The following is a 24,150-nucleotide window of genomic DNA, read 5'->3' as shown; positions in this document are numbered from 1 at the left end:
GCGACATCCCTAAAAAGCGTAGACATTTCTTCTGCGCTTTTTCTATTTTTGCGCCTATGAATCTTTCTGTTTACGCACAGCAATACCGCCAAGACCTCCTTCAACGACTTGTTCCGTTTTGGACGGAATTCAGTTTGGACACGATTCATGGGGGCTATATCTGCGTGATTTCGGGAAAAGGAGAGGCGATTACGTTCGATAAATGGATTAAGTGGCACGGTCAACAGGCCTGGGCTTTTGGGAAATTATACCAGCTTACCCAGCACGCTAATTTTCTCCAATACGCTCTTCAGGGAGCTGATTTTTTACTTCATTTTGGAGCCGATACCAAAGATAATTGGTGGGAAATTGTGGACTGTACAGGACGTGGAGTGCTGGATGCATCGGATGTAGAGGCCGAGGCGGCTGCGGTGGCGGCGTGGAGCTTGGCGCATGAACTGACGGGTGAAGAAGCCTATGCCGAATCGGCTAAAAAGACGTTGACAAAAGCCGTTCGTCGCCGTGAAAAAGGATTGCAAAAACGAACTGAGGCTATTTTTTCGGGGCGTCAGTTAAAAAATATCGGAGAATTAAGCGCTTTGGCGAAGGCCCTGATGGCCTCTCAAAAGCTCTTAGGCGAAAAAACATTTCGTGAAAAAGGAGAAGCGTTGCTGCACGAATTGACCAAGCACTTTTGGGAGCCTCGTGCCAACATTGTGCTCGAAAATGTGTTCCCCGAAGGAGGCTATTCCGATTGTTTATTGGGCCGAAGAATCCACCCTGGGCGTGTTTTTGAGGCATTCAACGCTTTTTATGAATTAACCAAAGTGCTCAACAAACGCCGCATCCGTCAGCAATTGGCGCAGCACATTTTGTATCTGGCCGATACCACTTGGGACGATGCTTACGGGGGCTATTTTCATTGGCTGGATGTAAAAAGCCTGCCAGCATCCGAGCCAGAGGCCTACTATAAATATGCGTGGGTGCAGCTCGAAGCTGGAACGGCTCTATTGCGGGCCTATCAGGTGTTGCAAGACCGAACCCTGCTCAAGCATTGGCAGCGGGTGAATGATTATCTGTGGCAACATTTTCGCGATAATTCCAAAGAAGGGGAATGGGTAGGGGTGTTGAGTCGCCACGGAGAACCCCTGTTTACGCTCAAAGCTACTTCCGAAAAAAACGCCTATTATTCCATTAAAAACCTTCTAGAAAGTGCTGATTTACTGGATGTTTTGATAGACAAGTAAGCCGAAATTTTATCAATAATAGTGGATTCTCAAAATGTGATTTTTCTTCTTGTATCGTATAATTTATTCTGGCCGTTATTGCGGAGCAGAACGAGTATTTCGTAGGTATCTGGGGCCACCGATGCGCGGTGCAGAGAGGCCGTAAAGCCTTTGTCCCAATACCAACCACGACGGATAAAGGTTTTCAGAGGCAAAGGACGTTGGGTACCCGCGGCCATGTAGGTGTGCTTCGAGGACTGGAGCATGATGTACGCCCCATCGTCAAAGTCGCGTGTGGGGCGAATGAAATCTTTTTGGTAATCAACCGTCAGGACATCCCCCTTAAAATACACCGAATCAAGAAGAAAGGGCTCTTTGGGCATGGCCGTTTCTGGGGTGGTTTCGAAAAATAAATTGGGTTGATACAATCGCTGGATTTGCCTAAAATCCTCGCCTGTTAAATCAAACATTTTTAATCCTAACAAATCGTCGTTGTACATTGAATTGAATTCCTGAACCACCGCTGCCCGACGATTATTGACCGCTGGCGCCACGGCGTAGTATAAAATCAACAGGTTGAAAACAACGCTCAGACCGATTGTTAGGGGCAAAAGCCATTTTTTAGAATCGCGAAGCCAATAAATGAATAGCAAATATCCAACCACCAACAACCACGTGGGGTACATCCTGTACCGGCCTTTAAACATCCCAATGAGGCCATCCCCTTCAGCGCGTTTATAGACCACACCGAGGGCCGTCAGGCAGATAAAAAGTAGTAAAAACAAGGCAAAAAACTGAACGTCGCTCATTTTTACCGTAACCTCAAAATGACGAATTTTTAATCCGAAGTTTTTTAGGTCTACAGCTTTTAGCAAAAGCCACAAAACACCGCCCAATAGCACTGCACCCCAGGCCACCGAACCCCATACCGCAAGGTTGGAAGGGGCGTATACATCGACGTTGACCGATGAACCAATAAATGCCAAAAAACAGGTAAGCGCGTGACCATAATTGCTTGAATTGGTGAGGTCGAGGCCACTTGGGGAAGCGTGGGCGCGGGTAAGACTATAAAGCAACATCGTGGTGGCAAACGCTCCTGCCGTGATGCCCGCCATTTTTTTTCGCTGCATCAGCACGAGCAGAAAGCCGCCGATAAGGAAAGTGACAAGGCCGTTGCCGTAGGTAAAAGTGGCAAAGAAAGAAAAAAGAAGGGCTAAAAATAGTCGTGGAAGTGTGGAAGGCGTAGCGTAATAATAACCCGCCATCATCACAAAAAACAGCAGACCGAAATTGCCCAGCGAACTGGTTCCCCAGAAGATATTTTCGAAGGAATGCACGCACAAGTGAATCCAGCAAACGGGAATAAAATACGCAAAAGGAAGGGAACGGCCAGGGGACGACGAAGGTATTTTTTGAAAAATAAGGAACAAAATGCCCAACTGCCCAATCCATAAACCGTTGCTTATCATCATCAACGATTTGAGGTTGACGTGTCCCGTGAGCCAATAAGAAAGGAGTACAACTGAGCGCGTAAATACAATACGATGCTCAGGAAATCCGACAGTCAGCCAATCCAGTTTTTCGTGCCAGTTGGCTGATTTTTGCCATTGCTCAATGATTTGTAAAACGTGCGTGTCATCATAAGCCACGTAATTTACATTGAGCGAGATGGCTTGAAAAAATAATAAATACAAAATTAGCGGCAACAAACACAGCGTACGGACAACGGAACGATGCTGGAAAAGACGGTCGAAAAATTGCATACAGAAAGTTTAAAACGGCTAAAATTAGTAAGTTAGTAGCCGTGAAGGAACAGAAAAATAATAAACCCGCAGAGGTAAAATAGTAAAACTCTGTTTATCAGTGCTTTATGTTTGATAAATGAAGCTGTTATTTTCGAGCAATTCCTGTTCCAAACCCATCCTCAAACCTTTTTATAAATGAAATTTCCTACATTTCTACTCTTTGGCTTTTTATTGACAATGGCAGAATCCCGCGCGCAAAACCCTTACTTAGCAACAAAAAACGGGCAGTTGGAGCTTACCCCAGCGGGTGCGTCCTTTTTGGCAAAATTGCCGCTTCACTGCATCAACACTGAATATCCCAACAAAACGGGACACACACTGGAAGCTGAAAAGGATGCTCGGCTGAGTCCCAAAGAATTGCATCCTTCATTTTATGGGTGTCTGGATTGGCACTCGTCGGTGCATGGGCATTGGATGCTGGTGCGATTGCTGAAAACGTTTAAAAACCTGCCCGAAGAAGCGCAAATTCGTCATATTTTGAACGACAGCTTCGCTCCAGATAAGCTAAAGACAGAAGCGGATTATTTTACAAAATATCCCTTAGCCAAAACCTTTGAGCGCACCTACGGCTGGGCTTGGCTGTTGAAGTTGGACGAAGAACTTTCGACTTGGGATGACCCGCAAGCGCGGCAATGGCACCAACACCTGCGTCCTTTGACGCAACAGGTGGTGGGGCTTTGGACTGCTTTTTTGCCCAAACAAACCTACCCAAACCGGACGGGAGTGCATCCCAACACGGCGTTTGGGTTGGTGTTTGCGCTTGATTATGCCCGAACCGTAAAAAACACCGTTTTTGAAGCGCAAATCATTCAGAAAGCCAAGGAGTTTTACTTGAAAAACACTAATTCTCCCGCTTTTCAAGAACCAGATGGGTCTGACTTCTTGTCGCCGAGTTTAGAGGTGGCGGATTTGATGCGGCGTATTTTGCCCCAAGCGGCATTTTTGAAGTGGTTCAACGCCTTTTTGCCCGCCGCAGGGCTTCAAAATGTCATGAAAATGCCCATTGTGAGCGACCGAAATGACATGCAGATTGTGCATTTGGATGGTCTTTCTTTGAGCCGGGCGTGGTGTATGTTGGGTATTGCGCGGGCGTTGCCCAAAACTGACCCGCGTCGCGCGTTGTTGCTCAAAAGTGCCCATACTTTTATTAACACTACGTTGCCGCAAATTACCAATGGCAGCTATGGTGGCGAGCATTGGTTAGCGTCTTTTGCCGTGTATGCTTTGGGGCAAGAATGACTCAATACACCGCCGCGTAGTCGATGATGATGTCTATTTTTTTCCATTTTCCTTTTCTGACTTGCACGGGATTGATGTTCATCGCGTCGTCGAATAGGTTGGCATAAAGGCCTTTGTCTTCTTTGATGAAAAGTGAGTAATAGCCAGCAGGCAAGGTCACTTTAAACCGACCAGCCTTGTTGGTAGTTATCTTTTGGATGAATTTGGAATTGATTTTTCGGTAAAAACCCGCGTCGTCCGCTGGTTCGGTTTGATTGGAGGAAGTGAGCTCGTAAATCAGGATTTCACGCGCAATGGGCGAGCCTTTTGGGTTAGTTACCTTAACATCGGGCGTAGGCATCAGATTGCCCGAACGCCAAAGCACCGTTCCTGAGATGCCTTGACTCCCTTTTTTCGTTTGAGCCGTGCAACCCGATGAAGTGAAAAGTAAGCCAATAAAAGCGACGCTGAACACTTGCAACACATGACAAATCGTTGATTTTGGCATACAATTTGGGTTTTAATAATGGAAGTGCTTATCAATCAAGAATCGCTTAAGCGACCATTCATGGAATCTTTTGTTTTTGCAAAAAATTAGGCTAATTCTGGTACATAGGTCTCCGTGACTTCTTCCAAAATGTCGTTGATTTCTTGATAAGACATGGTTTCTACCAATCTCATCCGGAAAGGTTTGAAGTTGTCTAAGCCTTTGAAGTAAGAAGCATAGTGCCGACGCATTTCCACGATTCCCGTGCGGTCGCCTTTCCAACGGATAGAAAAATCTAGGTGTTTGCGACAGGCTCGTACGCGCTCGGCAGTAGTTGGGGGCGCCAGGTGCTCACCTGTACGCATGAAATGTTTGATTTCGTTGAAAATCCACGGATACCCAATGCTCGCCCGGCCAATCATGATGCCGTCTACGCCAAAACGATTGCGGTAGTCAAGGGCTTTTTCGGGGCTGTCGATGTCCCCGTTTCCGAAAATCGGAATATTTATGCGTGAATTTTCTTTGATTTGGCCAATCAGCGTCCAATCGGCATCGCCTTTGTACATCTGTACCCGCGTCCGTCCGTGAACCGTAAGTGCCTTGATACCAATGTCTTGCAGGCGCTCGGCTACTTCTTGTATATTTTTCGTAGACTCATCCCAGCCCAAACGCGTTTTAACCGTAACGGGCAGGTGCGTGGCTTTGACTACGGCTTCGGTCATTTTGACCATTTTAGGAATATCCTGCAATAATGCCGCACCAGCTCCTCGGCAAGCCACTTGTTTGACGGGACAACCGTAGTTGATGTCAATCAAATCGGGGTTTACTTTGGTAGCAATGCGGGCGCACTCGCCCATGGTTTCGATGTCGCTGCCGAACAACTGAATGCCGATGGGGCGTTCGTACTCAAAAATGTCCAATTTTTGTACACTTTTTGCCGCATCCCGAATCAACCCTTCCGATGACACAAATTCTGTGTACATCAAATCTGCTCCGCCTTCTTTGCAAACGGCCCGAAAGGGAGGATCAGAGACATCCTCCATCGGAGCCAATAACAGCGGGAACTCGCCTAATTCTATGTTTCCTATCTTTACCATCGTCTCAATTTTGGCATCTTTAAAATGCAAATTTCGCGTTTTTTTCTTTATCTCTGAAAATAACCTATTTTTGCGCCTTATAATTCAAAACGATGTGCAGTCTATCCACCTGAGCCTATTCGTTAAAAACGACAAATAAAGCTTCGAGGCCGTCATCGCTAGACATAAATTCAGTTTGTAAACTCATACTTTGTAAATCGTAACCAATCAATGTCTTATCTATTCACTTCAGAATCTGTGTCGGAAGGTCACCCCGATAAAGTAGCTGACCAAATTTCAGATGCGCTCATCGACCATTTCATGGCGTTTGATCCAAAATCAAAAGTAGCCTGTGAGACCCTCGTGACCACAGGACAGGTAGTATTGGCGGGAGAGGTAAATACCAAAACGTACCTTGACGTGCAGCAGATTGCCCGTGATGTGATTGCGAAAATTGGATATACCAAAGCGGAGTACATGTTTGAAGCACACTCGTGCGGGGTACTTTCGGCCATTCACGAGCAATCAGCGGATATTAATCAGGGCGTTGACCGTCAAACGGCCGACGATTTTGAAAGCAAAGCCAACGCGCAGGGAGCTGGTGACCAAGGAATGATGTTTGGCTACGCCACCCGCGAAACCGACAATTATATGCCATTGGCGCTTGATTTGTCACACAAGATTTTGGAAGAACTGGCGGCCGTACGACGCGAAAACAAACGCATCAAGTACCTCCGTCCCGATGCTAAGTCGCAGGTGACGATTGAATATTCTGATACCAATAAGCCCATTCGTATTGATACCATCGTGGTTTCTACGCAGCACGATGATTTTGGGGCCGACGAAGCGATGTTGGCGACGATTCGTAAAGACATCATTACATACGTGATTCCCCGCGTGAAAGCGAAGTTGAAGCCATCGTTGCGTAAATTATTTAACGACCAAATCACGTACCACATCAACCCCACGGGTAAGTTCGTGATTGGTGGTCCGCACGGCGATACGGGTTTGACGGGTCGTAAAATCATCGTCGATACCTACGGTGGTAAAGGTGCCCACGGTGGGGGAGCGTTTTCGGGTAAAGACCCCTCAAAAGTAGACCGTTCGGCGGCCTACGCCACGCGCCACATTGCCAAGAATTTGGTTGCCGCGGGTGTTTGCGACGAAGTGTTGGTGCAGGTTTCTTACGCTATTGGTGTAGCTAAACCTTGCGGTTTGTACGTAAATACGTACGGAACCGCCAAGGTAAAAGGCGAAAATGGCAAGAAATTGAGTGATGGTGAGATTGCAAAATTAGTAGAAAGTGTATTTGATTTGCGCCCTTATGCTATTGAGCAACGCCTCAAATTGCGTAATCCTATTTATTCTGAAACGGCAGCGTATGGTCACATGGGCCGTGAGCCCAAAACCGTGACGAAGGTGTTTGAAAACGCGGGTCAACGTGCCGAAGTAGAGGTAGAATTGTTTACTTGGGAAAAACTTGACTACGTAGACGCGGTAAAAGCGGCGTTTGGTTTGTAGTAGATATAATTTTATGATTTGAACGTCGGCGAAGTTACTTCGCCGACGTTTTTTTATATCAAGGTGGGCCAAAAAGAATCGCGGCGGCTTCGCGCAGCGACTTGGCCTGACTAACTTCTCTGATAATATCCCTCCATTCGTGAAAATTCAGGTAAATGACGTTCTGGGATTCAACAGGTTTCGTAATTCCGTACACGGGCGTTTCGGTCTCTTCTTGAAATGTACCAAACAGACGGTCCCACAGAATGAACGTTGTTCCAAAATTTTTATCCAGATACAGCGTATTCTTTCCGTGATGCACCCGGTGGTGGGAGGGAGTTACAAAAATATATTCAAACCAGCGAGGCAGTTTATGAATCACTTCGGTATGAATCCAGAATTGATACAGTAAATCAATCTGGTAGCAGGTAAACGTAATCACAGGGTGAATTCCCGAAAGCCACACGGGCAAGAAGAAAATGATTTTGATGTGTTGCGTCCATGAGTTTCGAAAGGAGGTTGCCAAATTAAAATGTTCTGATGAATGATGCGTGACGTGGGTTGCCCACCAAATGCGCTGTTTATGCGCAATGAAATGCGCAAAATAATTACAAAGGTCAATGCCCAAATAAGCCAGAATCCACGACCACCATGTATTGGGCAAACGCCACGGTACCATTTCGTAACAAAATAAACTTACGCCCACAATCGCGGCCTTAAAAAGACCATTGATGAGGAGGCTTCCAAGGCCAATACCCACCGATGCTTTTAAATCATCGTGGTCGTATCGGTGGTGTGGGTCGTGCCTCACTAGCCAATATTCAACGGTAATACAAATAAAAATCAAAGGGGTAGCATACAGCAACAGCGGCTGCAAGTCTTGTTCAAACTGCTGAGGAGTCATTCCGAAAAACGTTATAGTTTAATAATGGGAGCCTTGGCTGAAGATTATCGATTTACATAGATACGTTCAGAAACAGCGTGTTTGTTGGGGTGCATTGTTATGCCAAATAATTCTATGTAACGGACTTTAGGGATAAACCCGCCCGAAGGTTCTAACTGAACAAATATTTTTCTTAATAATGAAGCATGACCATCTATTTGGGTAATGGCTGCGGGCTTTCCTTCGTGCGATAATACCTGTAATGAGCGGTTTTGGAATGCATTAAGGCGTATCACAACCGACTCGTTTTCTTTCGAATTTATGTGCTGTTTGTACCCGTACGCCAATTGCCATTGTACGGCGGAAAGTTTTTCCCGCTGTCCTTTTTCTGCATAACGTATCCAATATACGTCAATAGGAAATTTGGGGTTTAAGCGTTTGTTAGGGAGCAGATTAGCATCGTACATTACTGTATTGGCGTCGTTGCTACGCTGAATGTAAAATAGATGATTGGCCGAAGTTGGCGGTTCTGGAAAAGAGATTTTTGGGGAGTCGTCAACGGCGTGGAACGAGCACAGCCCCATGGCCGCAAAAATTAATGTGTAGATTTTCATAGCTGTATGGAGGGATTGCTGATGCCCTCTGCCTTAATGACAATCTACTGAGTTTCCCCCCCTATTTGAATGGAAAAATAAATGAATAAATATTGCATTTAGATGCCATCATCTTGGCCTGCGTGATGCGATTTTGCACCGAAATTGGAAACAACGTGTTAAAGCCAAGTTCGAATTAAAGCAAGAAAGTGCTTTGCCCCGATGAAACGGTTAATATTTCAACGTCGCGGCGATAAATACATTACTTGGACAATGTTCACTGGATTGTGGGTTCCAGCTGCGCCATTCGGAAGCAAACACCCTCGAAAAAGTCTTGGTGCTACATATTTTCGAGGTGGTTTTTAAACAAGGCTTTAAAAAATCAATTTGTGTGTAAGACGAAGCTGACTGCGGTTGTTTTTTGATTCCTTTGGGCATTTCTATCCAATCAAAACCCACAAAGCACCCTTCGGCGGGAATGGCTATGTGATAAGGTTCGATGTCGAATAAAAATGTTTCTGAGGTGATAGGAACAATAATAGACTTGGTCAACAAATCATTAAGAGGCTCCCCAGTGACGGGACTAATTGAAAAAACCCTGATTCTTAATTTGGTTTGGGCAAGTGTTTTTTTGTCGAATTTGGCATGTATCTTACTTAAAAGAGCTTCCTTTTTCGCTGAGTTTTCAATTTTTAGGGCGACGCTCTGGCCGAGGGCGGCATTAAAAGTCGCTCTTGAAGGTTGGTCGAACACTCCCTCCATTGACGAGCGTTGAAAAAGGTTTGTATTTTCAATTGGGATTAATTGAAGGGGCTCTTTAGGGACAAGATAAATAAATAACGGAGATAGAACAACTACATTTTTTATACTAATGAGAGAGGGTTCAAAGCCTGGTGAAGAAACCATCAAAGTATCGTTTGGGCTTACATTTAACTGATAGTAGCCTTTTTCGTCGGTAATGTAACCTTGCGCTTTATTTTTCAATGAAATGGTTGCACAAGGAATACCAACTTTATTTTTATCTCGTACAATCCCCTTTATTTCAAGGGATTGCCCTAAAATAATCCCAGGTAAAGTCATGAGAAGGATGACGAGTGTGTTCAATGAAGGGTTCATAAAAATGTGGGTTTTCAATTTGGGGTATGAATGATGCAATACTTCCCCATGAATAATGGCTTGGTAATGGTTACTGTAAATCTTTACTGGTAAAGTAGACTTCTCTTAGACGAGCGCAATCATTACCAGTCACAATCTCCAGAGAGATTACCGATTTAATAAGAGATTAATAGTATTTAAAGCCTGTTGATGAGTAAACTCTATCTAACAATAATATACAATTCTGCCAAAGAATCAATGAGTTAACTTTAAAAGTTATCAAACGGTACTTTTGTATTTAGTGCTTTTTAACCTTTGGTAGTTATGATAAAAGATATACGTTAAATTCCATTTTTTCGACTTATCGAGGCAATATTTGGGCCAAAGAGGTAGGTATTTAAAAAGGTGAGGTGGGGACGGAAAATACATCGCTTCAAAAAATTGTGGGTAGAATGTGCATCTGTCGAAAACAGAAAATCTAAACAATTGTTATACGTTGGTAGGAATTAACGATTGAAAATCAGGACTAAATTTCTTTGAATTAGACACATTCCTAACTTAAGAAAGAGAATTGCTGGGTAGAATTTTAGAAAATACCCCATAGAAATGACTTGTTTTTTCGTTTTTTGGTGACACTTTTGGTTTAAAAAGTGTTGAGCATACAGAAACACAATCATGAACTAATGCGTCGAATAGTGGATTCGGAGTCACATATTACATCGCGAACAGTTTTGCCGCTGCACGGTTGGCAGTCGGCGTATGAACTTGGATATGCCGTTGCGCTGTGGCGTTTGCCACTGCAAAAAGATAAACACCTGATTATCAATTTTGGCACTGATATTCCCAAAACAAAAATGATGCTAGAAGACCTGCCTTCGGGCTTTGCGGTCAGTCCATTTTTGAATTTAGAAGGAGAGGATGCGCTCTTTATCAAGGCAGATTTGCACATTCGTTTTGATGAAACAGGGGAGCCCGTTTCCGAAAATTATCTACCAACGGAATCCAGTTCTGCCCAAGAAGCGTGGGAAAATGCGTGTCGTAGCGTGAATTTGGTTACAAAAAATGAGAGAAATGTAAGTGATTTTCCGACGAATTCTTCCGAAGAATTTCATTTGCAATCCGTCAAAGAAGCCATTAAAGCCATTGAAGCGGGTGAAATCCAAAAAGTGGTTCTTTCCCGAACCAAGCACGTAGCCTTGCCCGCGTCGTTTTCGGTGACGGGTATTTTTGAACGACTTTGTGACAAGTACCCCAACGCATTTGTTTCTTTGGTGTATTTGCCCCACTTAAATCAAATTTGGTTGGGTGCCACCCCCGAAACCCTCGTGAGTGTGGATCGACAAGGGATTTTCAGAACGGTAGCCCTGGCAGGCACACAGTCGGCTTTTGATGCGTCTGGGCAGATGATTCCCCCAAAGCAAGCGCCGTGGACCCAGAAAGAGATTGAAGAGCAAGCGCTCGTGAGCCGTTATATCATTTCGTGTTTTAAGAAAATACGGGTGCGGGAATACCTCGAAGAAGGCCCGAAAACGGCCGTTGCGGGCAATCTGATGCACTTGCGTAGCGATTATGCCGTCGATACAAAAGCCATTAATTTCCCCGAACTAGGCACCGTCATGCTGGGGCTGTTGCATCCCACTTCGGCGGTGTGCGGAATGCCCAAATTGCCCGCTTTACAGTTTATTCAGGAGCATGAAGGCTACGACCGCGAATTTTATAGTGGTTATTTGGGGCCAGTAAACATTGACACCGAAACCCATTTGTTTGTCAATCTGCGCTGTATGAAGATAAGCAATGGCATGGCTACCCTCTACGGCGGCGGCGGAATTACGGAAGATTCAGTTCCTGAAAAAGAATGGCAGGAAACCGAGCTGAAATGCCGGACCTTGCTGGCGGTCTTGGAGGAATCATAAAACAATAAGCTTTTGTTTAGGGTTTTATCTCTAAATTTACGGCATGAAAAAAGCCGAAATGCTGGTTTCTGTTCATCATTTTAAACTGCAATTAGATTCATGCTGACGCTCAACGACACGGTCTCGCTCCAAGACGCCATTACGTCGTATCATTATAGCCAATCGCTGACGGAATACATACGTCGTAAAACCATCACCGTCAAAATTGGTGACATCCCGCTGGGCTCTGAGCATCCGATTCGGGTGCAATCCATGACCACCGTAGACACCATGAATACCGAAGGCTCTATAGAACAGGTGATTCGGATGGTAGAGTCGGGTTGTGAATACGTGCGTATCACCGCACCTAGCGTGAAAGAAGCCCAGAATTTAGAAAATATTCGCAAAGGTTTGCGCGCGCGCGGCTACACCGTGCCGCTCATTGCCGATATTCATTTTACCCCCAATGCCGCCGAATTGGCCGCCCGTATTGTGGAAAAAGTGCGCATCAATCCGGGCAATTATGCCGATAAAAAACGCTTTGAACTGATTGATTATACCGAGGATGAATACCAACGTGAGTTGGAGCGGATTCGCGAAAAATTCATTCCTCTCCTAAAAATTTGTAAAGAATACGGTACCGCGATGCGGATTGGAACCAATCACGGTTCACTTTCTGACCGCATCATGAGCCGCTATGGTGACTCGCCGCTGGGCATGGTGGAGTCGGCGCTGGAGTTTTTGCGTATCTGCGAAGAATTTAATTATTACGACGTGGTGCTGTCAATGAAATCCAGCAATCCACTCGTGATGGTAGAAGCGTATCGACTGTTGGTCAATCGCTTAGATGCCGAAGGATTGAAGCCTTATCCGCTGCATTTAGGCGTAACCGAAGCAGGAGAAGGAGAGGACGGTCGCATTAAATCGGCGGTAGGAATCGGGACTTTATTGGAAGATGGACTAGGAGATACGGTGCGGGTTTCGTTGACCGAAGACCCTGAATTTGAAGCACCAGTAGCGGCGGCATTGATTGGCCGTTATACTAATCGCGCTGCTGAAACAACGCCCATTCGGCCCATAGTGGCAGCATCGCCCATTCATCCATTTCAGTACAGCCGTCGGAAAACGAAAGATGTTTTTAACTTTGGTGGGGGGAATGTGCCGCGCGTCATTGCCGACCTTTCGGCCATTGAAGTGACCCAATATGAAGATTTGCGCAGCGTAGGGCATTTTTACCTGCCCGTGCCCGACAAATGGAAAATGAATGACATCGGCGTGGATTTTATCTACACGGGAGCGCGACCTTCAACGTTTATGCTGCCCATGGGCCTGAAAGAAATCGTTGACTACGAAGTCTGGAAAATGGCAAGTAATCAGGAACACCAATTCCCGCTCTTTACATTGGCCGAGTTTGAACAAGCAACGGAAAGAAGTACAACGCTCAATTTTATCAAAATAGACGCGGCCACCCAACTGACCCAAGAACAAATCGCGGATGTACCGGTGGTGTTACTTCTTCAAACAGAAAATGCCCACGCCATGCCAGCCTTGCGCCGGTTTATGGTTGATTTGATAGACAAAAGAATAAATTGTCCAGTGGTGATTCAGCGAACCTATTCAACGGAAAATTCGGACGAACTTTCGCTTTTTGCGGCCACGGATTGCGGTGGACTGCTAGTAGATGGCCTTGGGGATGGTATCATGCTCTCGGCTCATTATGCGGCTGAAGTCGACAATGAAGAACGTTTGAAATACGCCAAACAACAAAATAGCATTGCATTTGGTATCTTGCAGGCGGGCCGCACCCGAATGTCAAAAACAGAGTATATATCCTGCCCGTCGTGCGGCCGAACCTTGTTTGATTTACAGGAAACTACCGCGCTCATTCGTAAGCGAACCGACCATTTGAAAGGCGTTAAAATCGGAATCATGGGCTGTATCGTCAACGGCCCCGGCGAGATGGCGGATGCCGATTATGGCTACGTGGGCATCGGAAAAGACAAAATTGCGCTGTACCGGGGTCAGCAGGTAGTGAAAAAATCGGTGGTCGCCAACAACGCCGTGGACGAACTCATCAATATCATCAAAGAAGATGGCAAATGGTTTGAGCCAGAGGCGATTGAGCTCTAACCAAAGTGAGTGAAAAAGTTTTCTTTTCATTAAAACTTCCCGCAATGGGATCATTGTAATTATGAAACGTTTCATCGAATTTTTTCAAATGAGTGAAGTGTTTGGGTACTTCATTCGGGTATTTAAGAAGCCAGACCCATCGCGGCCCAACACCTCATCGCTCCGCATGATGCACGGAATTAACCGTATTTCCATTATCATGTTTTTGTTTTGTATCGGTGTAATGCTTTATCGTTTTTTGAGCCGATGAATATAGAATCATTTCAGGCTTATTGCCTTACTAAAAAAGGAGTAACCGAAGAACTTCCCTTTGGACCAGAAACCATTGCGTACAAAGTAGCGGGGAAAGTATTTGCCCTGACCACGCTCGACCGTACTCCGTTCAGTATCAATCTGAAATGTGACCCCGAAAAAGCGACTCAATTGCGCGAAGAGCACGATTGCGTACTTCCGGGGTATCATATGAATAAAAAACATTGGAATACGGTTATCATTGATGGCTCTATCAAAGACGCGGTTCTTCGCGAATGGATTGACCATTCGTACGATTTGGTGGTACAATCATTGCCCGGTAAGGTAAGGGAGCAGTTGGTTTAACACAAGTGCCACCTTCACCCTCAACCATTATTTTATCATGGATGTTCTTGCCACTCGTCAGGATTTATTACAACAGCTTCAACAGATTAAACAAACGGTTACTCAGGAATTTGAATCCCTCTCCGAGGCAAAAATTCAGTGGAAACCTGCACCTGACCAATGGGGAATATTGGAATGCCTTGTTCATTTAAACATGGTGAGTCAGTACTACGTCAATCAACTCAATTATAAAGTAGAGCACACGCCCCCGATCGCTCAACCGCCTTTGACGTTTGAAATGAGTTTCAACGGTCGGATGATGCTGGGGTTTGTTGACCCAAAATCGACCCGCAAGATTCCTGCTCCCGGAATGTTTAAACCCAAGGCTTATCACCTTGATACTCAAAAAGTACTGGCCCGCTATAAGGCAATTGTCGAGGACTTGGAGAGGGTTTTACAGAAGGCAGATACCATCGACTGGAATACCAAAGTGGTTTCGCCTTTTACTTCATTGCTCAAATTTCGGTTGGGAGATGTCCTGCTTTTCACGATTGCTCATCACCAGCGTCATCTCAATCAGGCGCTGCGGGTTATGCAGCGGGAGGGCTTTCCTAAATCGTAGTGTAGCTTCAAAAATGCCCTTTTTGGGCTTGTATGGCCATTTTTTTGAAAAATCGGCCAAAAAAAGATGAAAAGTAACAAGTAGTTAATGCTTTGATTTACAGGTATTTAACTTTTTACTTGTACTTGTTTTATTAAAAATTGCATTTTTTTTATTGTTTTTTTTTTGCTACCACTTGTGTTTAATGGTTTAATCATTAAATTTCGCCCAAATCACGCGAATTTGAGCGTTTTTAAACTTTTTTATAACCATAAAACTTGTAATCACTATGGCCAAATTTGATGAAATCAAAAATCTAGTAATGAGCCTTGAAGGAGACTTTGATAAGTTTTACAACAAAGGTAATCAGGCTGCCGGTACACGTGTGCGCAAAGGAATGCAAGACCTTAAAAATATAGCTCAGGCTATTCGCGCTGAAGTGCAGAATTCCAAAAACACGAAGGAATAAGTAATTCCGAAAAAAGACTTTAAGAAGCGGACTCGGCAATTTGTCGGGTCCGCTTGTTTTTGAGGGTTATCCCCCAAAAGTTTGGGCTATTTTCATGGCTACTCCCATATCACCGTCGATTTTGAGTTTGCCATTCATGTAGGCCATCATCGGGTTGAGCGAGCCACTGAGCATGTCGAGGGCGTCGCTTGTTGAGATTTCCAGCGTACAGTCGGCGGGGGCATCTTCGTTGCTTACTACGTTGGGCACTTGCTTGGCGTCGATGACAATAACGCCTTCGTCGGTGACAAATTTGACGGATGCAGCTAGGCCACTGTCGGTTCCTACAATGGTTTTGATTTGTTCAGTGAGTGATTGAAGGCTCATGCTGAAAGTTGTTTTTAAGAGTGAAAAATACGAATTTGGGGGGCAAGTTAGGTTACTCATTTGTCAACAAACAATAACACTTCCAATTTTTATGAAAAAAAAATGTTTTACATTTCTGTTCCTCTTTATGGCTACGCTGACCTTTGCCCAAAAAACCGTTATCAAAACCGACGCCGCTCCCGCGCCAATCGGGCCATACAGCCAAGCTATTGAAGCCAACGGAATGGTTTTTGTGGCGGGTCAAATCGGTCTCAATCCCCAAACACGTCAATTGGTAGCAGGAGGATTTGAAGCGGAAGCCACGCAAATCATGGAGAATATAAAAGCGGTATTGGGAGCTGCCAAACTTTCCATGGACGACGTTGTGAACACTACTATTTACGTAAAAGACCTCGCCAACTTTGCCAAAATAAATGAAATTTATGGGAAATACTTCAACGGCAACTTCCCCGCCCGCGCAACGGTTGGTGTTGATAATCTTCCTGGAGGAGCAGCGCTCGAAATCGCGGTAATCGCCGTGCGTGGCCCACGCAAGAAGTAAATCCCCCTTTTTTGTACCCGTCTATACCCGTCTGACGGTTTCAAACCGTCGGACGGGTAGTTGATAAGTGTTTGGGCATAAATTTTAATGTGTTTGAACTGCATTGGGTTGTGAGTAACCCTTGTGCTTGGTTGTAAGCAACCAAGCGCACCTGCATTTCCATTTTGGAAAAACACACGATTTCTTTTGCTTGATTACTTAAACAACTATCAGAAGGATGAAAAACGGCTTTGGTAAAAGTATTACTAAAAAATTAGTTGATTAATTTGTAAAACTAAAATTTTAGTTGTTATTTTGTTTCACTTTACTCAATCAACCCGATTCGCCGTATTGAACTGTCGGTCGGGGAGTTAGTTACCTACTTTAATAATTATTTTAACCAACGATTTAACGAAATGAGAGAACTCACCAAAGCCGAACAGGAAATCATGCAAATCCTGTGGGATTTAGAAAAAGGGGTAGTCTGGGATGTGATTGAACACTTGCCCGAGCCCAAACCTGCCTACAATACTGTGTCTACGTTTATCCGTATTTTGGAGCAAAAGGGCTTCATCGACCACCGCGCCATCAGCGGAAAAACCTACGAATATTTCCCGATTGTCAGCAAGGAAGATTATCGTGCCTACGAAGCTAATAAGCTGGTAGATAATTACTTTGAAGGTTCATTGAAAGAGCTGGTGTCGTTTTTTGTGCAGGACAAAAACATCAGCCTTCAAGATGCCGACGAAATCATTAAGATGTTAAAACGCTAGGGAGATGTTTCGATAATTGTCCACTTCAAACGTTTCAAAAATCATGGAATCGTTCATTTATCTTTTCAAAGCAAGTGCAGGGATGGTAGCCTTGTATGGCCTGTATTGGCTTTTGCTGCGCAAACACACCTATTTTACCTTCAATCGTTTTTACCTATTAGCAGCCCTTTTGATTGCGTTGGCGGCTCCCTTTGTGGTGTTGACCGAGAAAGCCCCTGAGCCGTTGCCGATAACCCAAATCAGCCTTGAACCCACGACGGTGGTGTACCAACCCGTAGAAGACCCCTTTATGACTACCGAGCAAATGCTGTGGCTCGTATATGGGTTAGGGGTGTTGGTGATGCTCGGGCGTTTGGGCTTTCGTTTGTGGCAAGTGCTCAAAATTATCCGTGCTGGGGAGCGTCAACGCGCTGGAAAATACATTTTGGTGCGGGCAGTTGATGGGTCTATTTCGTCGTTTTCGTTTCTGAATTACTTGGTCGTGAGTCAAAAAGACGCTGAAACCTACGGCGATGTGGTACTGCGCCACGAACTGGTGCATATTCAGGAGCGGCACAGTTTGGATTTGTTGTGGCTGGAATTGGTTCACGTGTTTTGGTGGTTCAATCCCATTCTGATTTTTTTCAAACGCTCGCTCAAAGAAATCCACGAGTTCATTGCCGATGAGCGGGCTACCAACGGTGACCGAATGCAGTATGCGCACACCTTGGTAGGATATGCTTTTGGGGTTTCGCCCAATGTTTTAACCAATAACTTTTTTGATGCCACTCAACTTAAAAATAGAATCGCCATGTTGACAAAAAATCGTAGTTCACGCTGGGTATTGGGCCGCTATTTGTTGGCAGTGCCTATTATTATAGGGTTAGTAGTGCTCGTGGCTGCCCGCCGGGCAGAATCGGAAGTGCCCGATAATGAGCAGGTAATGACCGAAGAACTTACCGTAAAAGGCCGCATAACGACCCAAGATGGCAAAGGCTTGCCAGGGGTAGCGGTTATTGTGGCAAATACCCAACAAGGTACAATTACCGACTTTGATGGGAATTATATGATTAAAGTCCTCAAAGGAAAGCAGTTGGTGTTTTCGTTTGTTGGGTTTAAAACGCAGGTGCTAGACGTTACGCAAAGTGAGCAAAACGTAATAATGCAACTCGAACCAAAAGAGTTAAATGAAATAGTAGTGGTTGCGTACGGCAATGAACCATCAAAGGAGGCAGTAGCAGAACAGGATAAGTCAAAACTGACAAAGAATGGTGAGGTTTTTACGGTAGTAGAGCAAAATCCTGAGTTTCCGGGCGGAATGAGCGAATTGGGAAGGTATTTAGGGCGCAATATTAAGTATCCTGCGGCCGCTCAACGTGCCAATGTGCAGGGAAAAGTGTTTGTGCAGTTTGTGGTAGGCGAAGACGGAGACATTCGTGACCCCAGAATCTCGAAAGGTATCGGTTTTGGCTGTGACGAGGAAGCCCTCCGGGTAACGCTAAATATGCCCAAATGGAATCCTGGTAAACAAAATGGGAAAGCCGTAGCTGTACAGTACAACTTGCCTATTGCGTTTGTATTGGAGAAAAAATCCGTTACTTTATCCAATGGTGACAAAAATCCTGAATTTCCAGGGGGAACCCCAGCGTTGAGCCAATATTTCTCCACCAATCTAAAATACCCCACAGCTGCCGCTAGAGCGAACGTGGAAGGAATTGTGTTGGTGAGTTTTACGGTTACTAAAGAAGGAGTTATCAAAGACATTGTGATAGACAAAGGGATTGGTTTTGGTGCCGATGCCGAGGCCATAAGATTAATTTCAAAAATGCCCCGTTGGAATCCTGCTTTAAAAGATGGGCAGCTCGTGGATGCAAAGTGTAGTTTGCCTGTTTCGTTTGTGTTGGAGAAAAAAACGGAAAAGCAGGTTCATTTAATTGATGATACACCTAATTTAAAGATTACAAGTTTACCCAAGTCTGAGCCTATTTACATCCTCGATGGTAAGGAAATGACTCAGGAACAATTAAATAAAATAATTACTCCCGATGAAATTGACAATATCAGTATCTTGAAAAATGAGTCGGCAACAAGTATACACGGGGAGAAGGGAAAAAATGGAGTGGTATATATCACAACCAAGCAACATGCCAAAACGAAAGAGCAGGCGGGGACGAATATCAAAGATGCAATCTTAATTCTAGATGGCAAACCCATTACAAGAGAAGTATTTGAAACTATATCTCCCGAGCGTATAGACCAAGTACAAGTATTAAAAGATGAAGCTTCGATTAAAAAATACGGAGGTGACTCGACCAAGAAAGGCGTATTGATTATTACGTTAAAAAAGAAAAACTAGCCCACACAGCAAATTAGTACAGAAGCGGAGGCAGTGCCTTCGCTTTTTTGTTGTTATTTTGCGGTGATAATAGGCGCTTACAGCGTGACAATACGTGACAAATACACAAAAATGATTGAAACCCGTGCTTATGCCCGTGCAGGGCTTTTAGGAAACCCCTCTGATGGGTATTATGGCAAAACCATTTCTATTTCGGTTCGCAATTTTGGCGCTTCCATCACGCTGCACGAATCGCCCGAGTTGGAGATTGAGCCGCAAACGCAGGATTCCAATGTGTTTAAAAATATATACCATTTACGCGATACAATCAGCACTTTGGGATACCATGGGGGGATTCCGTTGGTGAAGGCGGCCATCAAGAAATTTGTGGAATATTGCGAAAGTGAAGCGATTCGGTTGCCCAATCAAAATTTTACCATTCGCTACCGAACCACTATTCCGCGTCAGGTGGGTTTGGCTGGGTCGAGTGCCATTGTGGTAGCTACCTTGCGGGCGTTGATGCAGTTTTATAAGGTAGAAATTCCGCTGCCCCTGTTGCCCACATTGGCGTTAAAAGCAGAAGTCGAGGAGTTGGGGATTACGGCGGGTTTGCAAGATCGCGTCATTCAATGCTACGAAGGCTGCGTGTACATGGATTTTTCGCGGGATTTGATTGAAAAACAAGGCTACGGCTACTACGAGCCCATTGACCCGCGCTTGCTGCCAAAACTATACATTGCCTACAAAACGGACCTGAGCAAGGTTTCGGGAAAAGTGTTGAACAATATTCGCCAGCGATGGGAGCAAGGTGAGCCTCACGTGGTGGGTACGCTGCAAAATATCGCAGGCGTAGCCGAAGAAGGCCGTGGGGTAATTAAAGCGCAAAACTACGACCGTTTGAACGAACTCGTCAATCAAAATCTGGACCACCGTGCCGAGATTATGACCATCACCGACCGCAACCGTGCCATGATTGAAACCGCCCGTAGTTGCGGTGCTTCGGCTTCTTTTACGGGTTCGGGAGGCTCGATTATCGGCATTTATCGCGACGAAGAAATGCTCAATCGGTTGTTTGTAGAACTTAAAAAACAAAACGCCCGCGTCATCAAACCTTTTATTGTTTGAGTCGTTAATTAGGCAGGAGTTGTTAGGTGGTGCTTTGCGTTGGGAGGTGATACCACAACGATATGGCTCGATAACTATTTCCTGACTATATTTTGACTCGCGATGCCGATACTTTCCACCCGAATTTTTGATAATAACTTACTGACTCCGTATCGTCAAGTGGGAGATGCTGACGCTGATGCCGTCGTAAAACAACTCGCCGCCGACGGTGGCAGAGCACGATTGGCTGAATTTATGCGTTTTTTAGGAAATCCCGAACTTCTCTCTATCGAAGAACAACCACCTTTTGTTCAGACTTTTTTTGCCTTACACAACCGCCTTCCTGCTTTTGCCGACTTGGCCAAAATGGACAAGGGAATGGCGTTTTTTTGGAAATACAACGAGCAAATTGCGTTGATATTAGGTTGCTATTCACTGCCTTACTGCTACGCCGCCGCCGACGGAGCGCAGGTACTTTGGCAGTCGCAACGCATCAAAAATGATACCTTCAAGCGTTTGGAAGAAACGGGCGAATTTGTGTACGGTGTCATGCAAGAACGCGATTGGCGCAACGGCCGCAACGGGGTGCGGATTCTTAAGATTCGCCTGATGCACGCCGTAATTCGGTATTTTACCAAACACGCCGAACAATGGAACCCCGCTTGGGGAGTGCCTATCAATCAGGAAGATATGGCGGGAACCAACCTAGCATTTTCTTACATCGTCATTCGGGGGCTTCGTAAGTTGGGAATCACCGCCGCCGAAGCGGATGAAGCCGATTTTCTTCACTTTTGGAGTGTAGTAGGGGCGTTGCTGGGGGTGGAAGAATCCATTTTGCCCCTTAATCTACGCGAAGCATTTCATTTAGACCGCGCTATTTTTCTCCGACAGTTTAAGGCCTCAGAGGCAGGCGTCGGCCTCACCAAAGCGCTGACCAAGGTACTCCAACAACAGGCTCCTCAGCCCGCGCTGCAAAATTTTCCGTTGGCTCAGATGCGATTTTTGTTGGGAAAAGAGGTGGCAGATTTGTTGGCTATCCCACAAGTGCCTTTGGAAGAGGGAATTATCAAGTTTACCGCACAGGTTCCCATTTTTCAGAAGTTGTTTCGTCAACCGCGCGCGTCTTCTCCCGTTTTTGAAAAATATGGGCGGTAAACAAGCCCTGACTTTTTATGAAATTTATATTACTTTAGTGGGGAAATTTGTTGTTTATACTGCTTTTTTTAGCGTAAGTAAACGTTTAAGGCTATGAAAATCTTCATCATTTGTCTAGGGTTTTGTTGGCTGCTGGCAGGAGAGGCCAACGCCTTTTTAGCGGATACCCTTGCGACTACCGTACAGCGTAAAAGCTTTTCTACCCACGACGAAGAAGTGACTTTTTACGATAAAAAAAAGCGCTTTGCTACGCTCCGGATTTTTGATAAAGCGGGGCGGCTGCTCACCGAAACCAATTTCAAGGATTATAAAGAGGGGATTCGTCAGGGGTTTGCCAAGGGTTTTTATCCCAATGGGGATTTGTATTGGATTTCCGATTACAAAAACAATGAGAAGTTTGGGGAGTTCAAGGTGTTTTATCCCGACGGCAGCATCAAGCGCCGCGAATGGTACCGCAACGGGATGCGAAAGGACAAGCACTGCTACGATTTGGACGGAAATGAGGTGGAGTTTTATGAGTTTTCGGGAGAGCCGATGTTTCGGGGAGGAGAGTATGCCTTGCAGGGGTATCTTCGAAAAAAACTGAAGGACATTTCGCCAACGGCCACGGAATTTTATTCGTTTGTGTTGCTGGTGCAAGCCGATAGCGTGGCCACGCTCCATACGTTCAAAAATAGTTCTTTTGTAACGCTTCAACAATTGGCGGACATCATCAAGGACATGCCTCGCTGGATTCCCGCCCATTTTGACGGAGTACCTTCAGATAGGCTGTATGCCGTCAACTTGATGTTTCGCTCGGGAAATGTGTACCTCACCAACTTAGCGACCAACATGGGAAGTATGGCACAAACCAAAAAGCAAATCCCAACGCCACCCACCACGCCACCGCCTTTCCCAACGACGCGGCGGAGGCAGTAATAAGGTACATTTGTTATTGAGAATTCAAACAGGGACGAAAAATTATTTTAGAGATTTAAGGGTCCGTCGAAGAACAGTTCTTTTCCTTCGGGAAATCTCTAGTATTTGACCGGAAGGTAAAACTAAGCGTTCAAAATGCAGGATTTGACATTGTGATAAATAATACAAATTCAGCAGATGGGATTTATGCAGTCTGATGAACCCCAGTTTCTCCAATAAAGCAGCATATCTACTCAACGAATACGAGGTAATTACCCGTTCACCGTCATCTAACTGAAACATGGTGTAATTGAGCTGCGCGTTTAAACACACAATGCGCCGCAGGTCAATAAAGTGTTCTCCGTCTTTGGTTTGAAAGCGAGGTAAATGTATTACGCTTTCCGTCGGTATAACTCCCAGAAAATTGTTCATACGCTCTTGGTGGATGTATTTGAAGTATTTTTTATCGCGCCTCTTCTGCATTTACAGCAGGCCATTTATGCTTGTTAAAAATCATTCTTCAAACGTAATATAGACGGTGTAGGTTTGGCCTCGCAAAGCCGGAGGTACTTGGGAAAAGAAAATATCAATATTTTGTGCATTACCCAAAAGGCGCAAAACGTAATGAAAATCGTTGTCTTCCTCATTTGGGTTAATTGCCAATTGTGGTATTGAGGACCTTAGAATATATCCGGTAAATGATACTATTTTTGAAAAGTCCGTAAATGCCGTTTCTATGCTTGTCGAAGCGTCATTATCAAGAATGCCCGTAAATTTCTTTACTTTTATTTTAGGGGCATCAGCTCCCAATTGGGTAAAGCCATTCAATTGCGTATTTCCATCACCGGTAAACTGGGCAATATTCCCAAAAGACGAATGATAAATATTAAGAACATTGTCACTTGGTATGGTAGAACTTGAATTTTTTCCATACAGCGTCCATGTGCGTTCAATCCCAAAGTTTTCAAAATTTATTCTTGCCCCGTCACTATTATTGTTTTCCTGCACTAACAAATGCGGAACTGTACCGGTACTGTTTGTTAAAATATGCAAACGTGCATCGGGGGCATTCACCCCAATCCCAACCCTTTGTGAAGTATTGTTCCAAATTAAACCTTGGGAATTGGAGGCGTTGGAAAGATTAATTACGTTTTGTTCATCATTGTAAAATAACCCTCCGCGCACTGATTGGTTTTGGAGAAAACGAAATCCCGCGAAGGTATTTGTGCCGGTCTTCTTCAAATCAATATAGTTGGTGCTATTGGAGGTTTGAATGGTATTTGTAGCGCCAGGAGTAATAGTAACCGACTGTGCAACAGCGTTTTCGAGTAATAGCAATGATACTAAAGCGGTGCTCAATCCTACTAACAATTTTGAAGAATTTTTCATAAACGATAGTGCGGTTATTTTCATTAGGTTTTTTTCTTACAAAATTCAGGATACTTTTCATGGAAAAACATCCTGTAAATGGGTAATTTTTCTGATGTTGAC

At 44.8% G+C, this 24,150-nt stretch carries 24 protein-coding genes; 15 read left to right on the top strand and 9 right to left on the bottom strand.

The window, feature by feature from the left end; genetic code table 11:
* Positions 1-56 precede the first annotated feature (56 nt).
* Complete coding sequence (locus tag DVG78_RS19080) at positions 57-1,226, top strand: AGE family epimerase/isomerase (protein ID WP_114462638.1); 1,170 nt, start codon at positions 57-59, stop codon at positions 1,224-1,226.
* 29 nt (positions 1,227-1,255) lie between these two features.
* Here DVG78_RS19080 and DVG78_RS19075 read toward each other — a convergent pair whose 3' ends face one another.
* On the bottom strand, positions 1,256-2,968 hold the full coding sequence (locus tag DVG78_RS19075) for a hypothetical protein (RefSeq protein WP_114462637.1): 1,713 nt from the start codon (positions 2,966-2,968) through the stop codon (positions 1,256-1,258).
* A 177-nt stretch (positions 2,969-3,145) separates the two neighbouring features.
* Here DVG78_RS19075 and DVG78_RS19070 point away from each other — a divergent pair, with 177 nt between their 5' ends.
* Positions 3,146-4,249: a DUF2891 domain-containing protein gene (locus tag DVG78_RS19070; protein WP_199563275.1), complete on the top strand. Its 1,104-nt coding sequence runs from the start codon at positions 3,146-3,148 to the stop codon at positions 4,247-4,249.
* 1 nt (position 4,250) lies between these two features.
* Here the strand turns inward: DVG78_RS19070 and DVG78_RS19065 are convergent, their stop codons facing one another.
* Together DVG78_RS19065 and dusB are read right to left on the bottom strand one after the other, a co-directional pair.
* Positions 4,251-4,736, bottom strand: coding sequence for a carboxypeptidase regulatory-like domain-containing protein (locus tag DVG78_RS19065; RefSeq protein WP_147277120.1), 486 nt, complete (start codon positions 4,734-4,736; stop codon positions 4,251-4,253).
* 86 nt (positions 4,737-4,822) lie between these two features.
* Positions 4,823-5,812 (bottom strand): tRNA dihydrouridine synthase DusB, encoded by a 990-nt coding sequence (gene dusB / locus DVG78_RS19060; protein ID WP_114462713.1) that lies wholly within the window; start codon positions 5,810-5,812, stop codon positions 4,823-4,825.
* Positions 5,813-6,022: 210 nt separating this feature from the next.
* On the opposite strand from dusB, the gene metK reads away from it, so the two are divergent.
* On the top strand, positions 6,023-7,312 hold the full coding sequence (metK, locus tag DVG78_RS19055) for a methionine adenosyltransferase (RefSeq protein WP_114069304.1): 1,290 nt from the start codon (positions 6,023-6,025) through the stop codon (positions 7,310-7,312).
* 58 nt (positions 7,313-7,370) lie between these two features.
* Here the strand turns inward: metK and DVG78_RS19050 are convergent, their stop codons facing one another.
* From DVG78_RS19050 to DVG78_RS19040, 3 genes are all read right to left on the bottom strand, one after another.
* Positions 7,371-8,195, bottom strand: coding sequence for a sterol desaturase family protein (locus DVG78_RS19050; RefSeq protein ID WP_114462635.1), 825 nt, complete (start codon positions 8,193-8,195; stop codon positions 7,371-7,373).
* A gap of 44 nt (positions 8,196-8,239) precedes the next feature.
* Positions 8,240-8,788 carry a DUF4833 domain-containing protein gene (locus DVG78_RS19045; protein ID WP_114462634.1) on the bottom strand — a complete coding sequence of 183 codons (549 nt, stop codon included), beginning with the start codon at positions 8,786-8,788 and terminating at the stop codon, positions 8,240-8,242.
* A gap of 210 nt (positions 8,789-8,998) precedes the next feature.
* Positions 8,999-9,883: a carboxypeptidase-like regulatory domain-containing protein gene (locus DVG78_RS19040; RefSeq protein WP_114462633.1), complete on the bottom strand. Its 885-nt coding sequence runs from the start codon at positions 9,881-9,883 to the stop codon at positions 8,999-9,001.
* 662 nt (positions 9,884-10,545) lie between these two features.
* Here DVG78_RS19040 and DVG78_RS19035 point away from each other — a divergent pair.
* The 6 genes from DVG78_RS19035 (at position 10,546) to DVG78_RS19010 (ending at position 15,530) form a co-directional block, all read left to right on the top strand.
* Entirely contained in the window at positions 10,546-11,775 is a 1,230-nt protein-coding gene (locus DVG78_RS19035) for a chorismate-binding protein (protein ID WP_114462712.1), read from the top strand.
* Positions 11,776-11,874: 99 nt separating this feature from the next.
* Positions 11,875-13,884, top strand: a complete 2,010-nt coding sequence (ispG, locus tag DVG78_RS19030) for a (E)-4-hydroxy-3-methylbut-2-enyl-diphosphate synthase (RefSeq protein WP_114462632.1) — start codon at positions 11,875-11,877, stop codon at positions 13,882-13,884.
* A gap of 61 nt (positions 13,885-13,945) precedes the next feature.
* Positions 13,946-14,134 (top strand): DUF6728 family protein, encoded by a 189-nt coding sequence (locus tag DVG78_RS19025; RefSeq protein ID WP_114069309.1) that lies wholly within the window; start codon positions 13,946-13,948, stop codon positions 14,132-14,134.
* The gene (locus DVG78_RS19020) at positions 14,131-14,481 is read left to right on the top strand and encodes an MmcQ/YjbR family DNA-binding protein (protein ID WP_114462631.1); all 351 of its coding nucleotides are present in this window, start codon (positions 14,131-14,133) and stop codon (positions 14,479-14,481) included. The genes DVG78_RS19025 and DVG78_RS19020 overlap by 4 nt, the downstream gene beginning before the upstream one ends.
* Before the next feature lie 37 nt (positions 14,482-14,518).
* Positions 14,519-15,082, top strand: a complete 564-nt coding sequence (locus DVG78_RS19015) for a DinB family protein (protein ID WP_114462630.1) — start codon at positions 14,519-14,521, stop codon at positions 15,080-15,082.
* A 268-nt stretch (positions 15,083-15,350) separates the two neighbouring features.
* The gene (locus DVG78_RS19010) at positions 15,351-15,530 is read left to right on the top strand and encodes a BF3379 family histone-like protein (RefSeq protein ID WP_114070455.1); all 180 of its coding nucleotides are present in this window, start codon (positions 15,351-15,353) and stop codon (positions 15,528-15,530) included.
* Between the two features lie 66 nt (positions 15,531-15,596).
* Here the strand turns inward: DVG78_RS19010 and DVG78_RS19005 are convergent, their stop codons facing one another.
* A complete protein-coding gene (locus DVG78_RS19005; RefSeq protein WP_114462629.1) occupies positions 15,597-15,896 on the bottom strand; it encodes an SCP2 sterol-binding domain-containing protein in 300 nt (99 codons plus the stop codon).
* A gap of 91 nt (positions 15,897-15,987) precedes the next feature.
* Between DVG78_RS19005 and DVG78_RS19000 the strand changes: the two genes are divergently transcribed.
* From DVG78_RS19000 to DVG78_RS18975, 6 genes are all read left to right on the top strand, one after another.
* Positions 15,988-16,437, top strand: coding sequence for a RidA family protein (locus DVG78_RS19000; protein WP_114462711.1), 450 nt, complete (start codon positions 15,988-15,990; stop codon positions 16,435-16,437).
* Positions 16,438-16,832: 395 nt separating this feature from the next.
* On the top strand, positions 16,833-17,189 hold the full coding sequence (locus DVG78_RS18995; protein ID WP_114069313.1) for a BlaI/MecI/CopY family transcriptional regulator: 357 nt from the start codon (positions 16,833-16,835) through the stop codon (positions 17,187-17,189).
* Positions 17,190-17,232: 43 nt separating this feature from the next.
* On the top strand, positions 17,233-19,524 hold the full coding sequence (locus DVG78_RS18990; RefSeq protein ID WP_114462628.1) for a TonB family protein: 2,292 nt from the start codon (positions 17,233-17,235) through the stop codon (positions 19,522-19,524).
* A 111-nt stretch (positions 19,525-19,635) separates the two neighbouring features.
* Positions 19,636-20,628, top strand: a complete 993-nt coding sequence (locus DVG78_RS18985) for a mevalonate kinase family protein (RefSeq protein WP_114462710.1) — start codon at positions 19,636-19,638, stop codon at positions 20,626-20,628.
* Positions 20,629-20,730: 102 nt separating this feature from the next.
* Entirely contained in the window at positions 20,731-21,762 is a 1,032-nt protein-coding gene (locus DVG78_RS18980; RefSeq protein ID WP_114462627.1) for an oxygenase MpaB family protein, read from the top strand.
* Positions 21,763-21,855: 93 nt separating this feature from the next.
* Positions 21,856-22,680 carry a toxin-antitoxin system YwqK family antitoxin gene (locus DVG78_RS18975; protein ID WP_114462626.1) on the top strand — a complete coding sequence of 275 codons (825 nt, stop codon included), beginning with the start codon at positions 21,856-21,858 and terminating at the stop codon, positions 22,678-22,680.
* A gap of 42 nt (positions 22,681-22,722) precedes the next feature.
* Here the strand turns inward: DVG78_RS18975 and DVG78_RS18970 are convergent, their stop codons facing one another.
* Positions 22,723-23,091 carry a LytTR family DNA-binding domain-containing protein gene (locus DVG78_RS18970; RefSeq protein ID WP_114462709.1) on the bottom strand — a complete coding sequence of 123 codons (369 nt, stop codon included), beginning with the start codon at positions 23,089-23,091 and terminating at the stop codon, positions 22,723-22,725.
* 81 nt (positions 23,092-23,172) lie between these two features.
* Complete coding sequence (locus DVG78_RS18965; protein ID WP_147277119.1) at positions 23,173-24,048, bottom strand: hypothetical protein; 876 nt, start codon at positions 24,046-24,048, stop codon at positions 23,173-23,175.
* Positions 24,049-24,150 lie beyond the last annotated feature (102 nt).

The organism is Runella aurantiaca, from assembly GCF_003339505.1.
Classification (GTDB): Bacteria; Bacteroidota; Bacteroidia; order Cytophagales; family Spirosomataceae; genus Runella; species Runella aurantiaca.
This window is presented reverse-complemented; position numbering and strand designations above follow the sequence as displayed.

Excerpts from the sequence above, each read along its gene's own strand:
- DVG78_RS19000 (WP_114462711.1), top strand. The coding sequence starts at position 15,988 with ATGAAAAAAAAATGTTTTACATTTCTGTTCCTCTTTATGGCTACGCTG.
- DVG78_RS18995 (WP_114069313.1), top strand. The coding sequence starts at position 16,833 with ATGAGAGAACTCACCAAAGCCGAACAGGAAATCATGCAAATCCTGTGG.
- DVG78_RS19045 (WP_114462634.1), bottom strand. The coding sequence starts at position 8,788 with ATGAAAATCTACACATTAATTTTTGCGGCCATGGGGCTGTGCTCGTTC.
- DVG78_RS18970 (WP_114462709.1), bottom strand. The coding sequence starts at position 23,091 with ATGAACAATTTTCTGGGAGTTATACCGACGGAAAGCGTAATACATTTA.
- DVG78_RS18975 (WP_114462626.1), top strand. The coding sequence starts at position 21,856 with ATGAAAATCTTCATCATTTGTCTAGGGTTTTGTTGGCTGCTGGCAGGA.
- DVG78_RS19020 (WP_114462631.1), top strand. The coding sequence starts at position 14,131 with ATGAATATAGAATCATTTCAGGCTTATTGCCTTACTAAAAAAGGAGTA.
- DVG78_RS18990 (WP_114462628.1), top strand. The coding sequence starts at position 17,233 with ATGGAATCGTTCATTTATCTTTTCAAAGCAAGTGCAGGGATGGTAGCC.
- ispG (WP_114462632.1), top strand. The coding sequence starts at position 11,875 with ATGCTGACGCTCAACGACACGGTCTCGCTCCAAGACGCCATTACGTCG.
- DVG78_RS19025 (WP_114069309.1), top strand. The coding sequence starts at position 13,946 with ATGAAACGTTTCATCGAATTTTTTCAAATGAGTGAAGTGTTTGGGTAC.
- DVG78_RS19035 (WP_114462712.1), top strand. The coding sequence starts at position 10,546 with ATGCGTCGAATAGTGGATTCGGAGTCACATATTACATCGCGAACAGTT.
- metK (WP_114069304.1), top strand. The coding sequence starts at position 6,023 with ATGTCTTATCTATTCACTTCAGAATCTGTGTCGGAAGGTCACCCCGAT.
- DVG78_RS19015 (WP_114462630.1), top strand. The coding sequence starts at position 14,519 with ATGGATGTTCTTGCCACTCGTCAGGATTTATTACAACAGCTTCAACAG.
- DVG78_RS19070 (WP_199563275.1), top strand. The coding sequence starts at position 3,146 with ATGAAATTTCCTACATTTCTACTCTTTGGCTTTTTATTGACAATGGCA.
- DVG78_RS18980 (WP_114462627.1), top strand. The coding sequence starts at position 20,731 with ATGCCGATACTTTCCACCCGAATTTTTGATAATAACTTACTGACTCCG.
- DVG78_RS19065 (WP_147277120.1), bottom strand. The coding sequence starts at position 4,736 with ATGCCAAAATCAACGATTTGTCATGTGTTGCAAGTGTTCAGCGTCGCT.
- DVG78_RS18985 (WP_114462710.1), top strand. The coding sequence starts at position 19,636 with ATGATTGAAACCCGTGCTTATGCCCGTGCAGGGCTTTTAGGAAACCCC.
- dusB (WP_114462713.1), bottom strand. The coding sequence starts at position 5,812 with ATGGTAAAGATAGGAAACATAGAATTAGGCGAGTTCCCGCTGTTATTG.
- DVG78_RS19040 (WP_114462633.1), bottom strand. The coding sequence starts at position 9,883 with ATGAACCCTTCATTGAACACACTCGTCATCCTTCTCATGACTTTACCT.
- DVG78_RS19010 (WP_114070455.1), top strand. The coding sequence starts at position 15,351 with ATGGCCAAATTTGATGAAATCAAAAATCTAGTAATGAGCCTTGAAGGA.
- DVG78_RS19050 (WP_114462635.1), bottom strand. The coding sequence starts at position 8,195 with ATGACTCCTCAGCAGTTTGAACAAGACTTGCAGCCGCTGTTGCTGTAT.
- DVG78_RS18965 (WP_147277119.1), bottom strand. The coding sequence starts at position 24,048 with ATGAAAAATTCTTCAAAATTGTTAGTAGGATTGAGCACCGCTTTAGTA.
- DVG78_RS19080 (WP_114462638.1), top strand. The coding sequence starts at position 57 with ATGAATCTTTCTGTTTACGCACAGCAATACCGCCAAGACCTCCTTCAA.
- DVG78_RS19005 (WP_114462629.1), bottom strand. The coding sequence starts at position 15,896 with ATGAGCCTTCAATCACTCACTGAACAAATCAAAACCATTGTAGGAACC.
- DVG78_RS19075 (WP_114462637.1), bottom strand. The coding sequence starts at position 2,968 with ATGCAATTTTTCGACCGTCTTTTCCAGCATCGTTCCGTTGTCCGTACG.